This is a genomic window from Photobacterium sp. OFAV2-7 (assembly GCF_022347985.1).
GTDB lineage: Bacteria > Pseudomonadota > Gammaproteobacteria > Enterobacterales > Vibrionaceae > Photobacterium.
On sequence record NZ_JAKRFQ010000457.1, the window covers coordinates 1 to 4026 of the forward strand.

Here is a 4026-nt window from a genome sequence, read left to right on the forward strand (position 1 = left end):
TGCCAAAGAAACGAGGCCCCAATCCTCCCAACCAAACGGTTCCTGGTATTCGTAGGCAAGGAATACACCCCAGCGATTATCTTTCTGGCGTTCGTTAAATACAGGATTGGTTTCGTCAAACTGAGCCAGATCATAACTGAGCGTCAATGCCAGACTCGAGCTTGGCAGCATTTGAATAACACCAACTTCTGCGCCGTAGGTGTCATTGGCCATGGCGTCGCCATCGGCTGCAAGACGCGTGTAGCTGACAGCAGTACGGAAAATCTGTTCACGGCTGATTGGCTTGAGGTAGCTGAGCTGGGTAAACAGGATATCGCCTTCACGCTCTAGCAATGCTTGTTGCTCAGAGGTCAGGGTTTGACCACTTTTTTCTGAGTCAATCTCCTGCTTGCCGCCTGAGAGCTCGACAGAAAAGTTAGAGCCGAGGATGCGGTCATATTGCAGGCGTACGCCTTTTATGGTGCTATCAGTTTCGGTACGCGGGCTGTTGGTGACAAAAGGATCTTCCCATGTGTCACTTGAGAGCAGGCCGGGCACATAGCTGATACTGATCTGACCGTTGTCAGGAATGCGCTGGCGGTATCCCAGTTCGACATGAAATCGTCCCAAGGCAACATCTGAGCGGCTGGTACCAAAGTAGATTTGCTTGTCTGCTTGTTCCATAGTGTAGCTAATTGTCCCTAGCGGGCTGACGAAGCCCTCACTCTGAGACTCACCGTTACTGTTTAGATCTGCCGTGACGCTATTATCGGTATTAAACTGCGATGTGGTACGGGTGTAACCCGTCAGTATCGAGATGTCACCACCAAAGCCCGGCGACCATTGTAGCCCCGGATTGGCAAAGACTGATGTTGAGACAAAGCTGGCAACGAGACAGAGTTTTATAGGCTTCATTTATTGCTCCTTGCAAAGCCATAAGAGATTTAAGGTTATGACTTTATTAATAAAAAGCCACTTATACGCCAATCTAGAATACGCTATGTCATTGAAAGGTCAAATCACAAATTTGCTATTAGGAATGGCTTCTTTCGATATTGGCTATGGAACATGAGAGCATCACCGGGAAGGGGACGAACTCCCGGTGATGTATGCAGACGATTACTTACATTTAATGGCCGCAACGGCCGTCATTTTCTCATTGTAAGCATTCAGTGGTTTGTCGATGCCACCCGGATGCGTTAGCAGATCAGCAAATGCACTGCGCAGCTCATAGTTCTTTGGATGCGGTTTGCTCTGGCGATCATCGAAAGATTTTTTGGCATAACGGCCTAGCTCATTATCTTGCTGGGACAGAGTTTTCACATCTTCCTGGGTAAGCTTTAGCCAGCTCTCAATTGGTTGTTCTAATTCCAGTTGGTCCTTGTCGTTTTCCAGGTACCAGTCAACAGCGACTCTGTTTAATTCAAAATGATGTTTGCGACCTTCCAGGAACCATTTTCCGACTTCTTCAAGGTTTTGGTCTTTCTTCACAGCCAACTCGACCAGGCTTTGATACCACGACAGAGAAGCGTCAACATACTGATGGTATTTATCGCTTTCGCAAGTGGTTGATGCTGCAAGCACAGACGATGGGAGTAGAGCGAGAGAGAGTATAATTGCAGGTAACTTCATTGCCTTTCCTTGAGTGCGACTTTGTTAATTATATTTGCTTAGTGCGTGTGATTGTAACGATATGATAGAGATAAGGAAAAGGATTCTTTACGGGAATGAATCACAGCTAGCAAAGTTTTTATTTCGCATCTGTTACTGAGCAGTTTAACAATGAACGGCGGTTAGAGGTTAGAGGTTAGAGGTTAGAGGTTAGAGGTTAGAGGTTAGAGGTTAGAGGTTAGAGGTTAGAGCAATCAGATAAAATAAAAGAGGCTCCGAAGAGCCTCTATGAATTCTATCTAACGTAAACAGTTACTGGTTTTGCTTTTTCATGGCAACAGAGATGCAATATGCTGCTCCGCCCCATGTGATGCCCAAACCAAATAACATCATGATGATTGCACCGAATGTCATAGTTATGCCTCCTGATGAGATTGTGGTTTAGAAGCCAGGTTGATAATGACAGCGACAACAAACATTGCTGCAACCAGTCCCCAGCCTAGTACTAGTAGATCAGACATTGCATAGCCGCCATATCCGTCGTTGAATGTGTTAACCAGGTTTGTCGCCAGAATGACCGCCAGCATTGCAGGGCTCAGGAAGCGGATACATACCTCGAACCATTTACCTACACTGAATTCAGAGATGTTGTTTACATAGCTACGAACATCCGCAACTTTGAACAACCAACCAATAATCGCCAGCTCAATCAGACAGCTTGTTAGTAGTGCTACGTTGTTGATGAAGTAGTCGACCAGGTCAAGTAGCAGTAGGCCGCCGTTGGTCGCAAAGGCCATAGACACCACAAAACCAACACCGCAGACAATGGAAGCTGCTTTCTTACGTGACCAGTTCAGTTTATCGATGATAGCTGACGTTACCGCTTCGATAATCGAGATATGCGAGCTCAGACCTGCGACAACCAATGCCAGGAAGAACAGTGGACCAAGGATATATGGTGCCGGTAGCAGGTTGATGGCTGCCGGAATGGTTACAAATGCCAGACCAACACCCGCAGAAACCACGTCAGTAAGCGGTTTCGCTTGCTCCTGGGCCATGTAGCCAAGTACACCGAAAATCAGAACACCGGCTGTGATAGAGAAACCACAGTTGATCAGTACAGTCATGAAGGCATTATTGTTGATATCTGACTTCTCAGGAAGATAGCTAGAGTATGCAATCATGATGGCAAAGCCGACACTCAGGGTGAAGAAGATTTGGCCGTAGGCTGCAGACCAGACCTTGGCATCAAGGATCTTGCTGAAGTCAGGCTGGAACAGGTAGTTCAGGCCGTCTAGTGCGCCAGGCAAAAAGACGATACGGGTGATTAGGCCAATAACCATCAGGAATAGTAACGGCATCATGATCTTGCTTGCGCGCTCGATACCGCCTTTTACACCAGTAAAGATTGCTGCAAAGGTGATTGCCCAAGCAATTGCCATTGGAATAGCAATGTGCAGCTGCAGGCCGCCCAGGTTACTTGGTGAGTTGTCACCCAGCTTTAGATATTCACCGAAGAAGAAGCCATTGGTATCACTTCCCCAGCTCTGGGTAAATGAGAAGCTTAGGTAAGAAATTGCCCAGCCGATAACCGCAACATAATAAACAGCGATAATCGCAGCAATAAATACCTGGAACCATCCAAGCCACTCTAGCTTACCGCCCATTTTGGAAAAGGCACGAGGTGCAGCACCACGAAGCTTATGACCTAGACTGAATTCCATAATCATGAATGGAATACCGGCAGTTAACATGGCGAAAAGGTATGGAATAAAAAATGCGCCGCCGCCGTTCTCGTAAGCCATATATGGGAAACGCCAAATGTTCCCTAATCCGATAGCAGAGCCTACTGCTGCCAGGATAAATCCTGCGCGTGAGCCCCATTGTTCGCGTTTCATAAACATCTCCTTATGTACTGCAATACTCTATGAAACAAGTAATTTTAAGTGATTTATTCTAGAAATTTACTTCCTGAAACGTGGGATCTGGATTGAACGACCACGTTAATAACTTGAGATTAACCATAGAATATATGTAAAGCAATAGACTGTAGGTTTGTTAACTGAGTGATGCCTTGGTGTTAACTTTTGTGATAATTGCGATAGGCCGCACAAAGATCAAAGTGGTGGAACCAATAGATAGAGGAAAAAACTGCGTTCAGAAGATTGGGTAGGGTGAAATATTATTTTTTTATAGTGACGATATTGACTGATAAATCATCAAAATTTAGCGCTTAACGGTTGTCAGGCTCCAGAAGGCTAGATAATCCAGCCTTTAGAACAAATACTCAGAAAGAAAATGTAACACCAACATTTGTTTGAAACTGACTAAGCCATTCCGAATCAAAACTGAGTAGGCAGGTTTGAGCGCCTGTTGGTAGCTGGCAGACAGCAGAAGTCTCACCATCAACGAGGTTTGCGAGCCAGCGGGCCTCAA

At 45.9% G+C, this 4026-nt stretch carries 4 protein-coding genes; all 4 read right to left on the reverse strand.

Features of this window, described 5'->3' with window-relative positions; all coding sequences use genetic code 11:
- A partial coding sequence (locus MHN01_RS18860) for a DUF2860 domain-containing protein (protein WP_239412762.1) occupies positions 1-894 on the reverse strand: 894 nt, incomplete at its 3' end.
- Between the two features lie 204 nt (positions 895-1098).
- Positions 1099-1611 (reverse strand): hypothetical protein, encoded by a 513-nt coding sequence (locus MHN01_RS18865; protein ID WP_239412763.1) that lies wholly within the window; start codon positions 1609-1611, stop codon positions 1099-1101.
- Between the two features lie 291 nt (positions 1612-1902).
- Entirely contained in the window at positions 1903-2004 is a 102-nt protein-coding gene (locus tag MHN01_RS18870; RefSeq protein WP_239412764.1) for a MetS family NSS transporter small subunit, read from the reverse strand.
- Positions 2005-2006: 2 nt separating this feature from the next.
- Complete coding sequence (locus MHN01_RS18875) at positions 2007-3488, reverse strand: sodium-dependent transporter (protein ID WP_239412765.1); 1482 nt, start codon at positions 3486-3488, stop codon at positions 2007-2009.
- Between the last annotated feature and the right edge of the window lie 538 nt (positions 3489-4026).

Bases quoted from the DNA above. Each gene is read 5' to 3' on its own strand.
- MHN01_RS18870 (WP_239412764.1), bottom strand. From the start codon at position 2,004: ATGACATTCGGTGCAATCATCATGATGTTATTTGGTTTGGGCATCACA.
- MHN01_RS18865 (WP_239412763.1), bottom strand. From the start codon at position 1,611: ATGAAGTTACCTGCAATTATACTCTCTCTCGCTCTACTCCCATCGTCT.
- MHN01_RS18875 (WP_239412765.1), bottom strand. From the start codon at position 3,488: ATGAAACGCGAACAATGGGGCTCACGCGCAGGATTTATCCTGGCAGCA.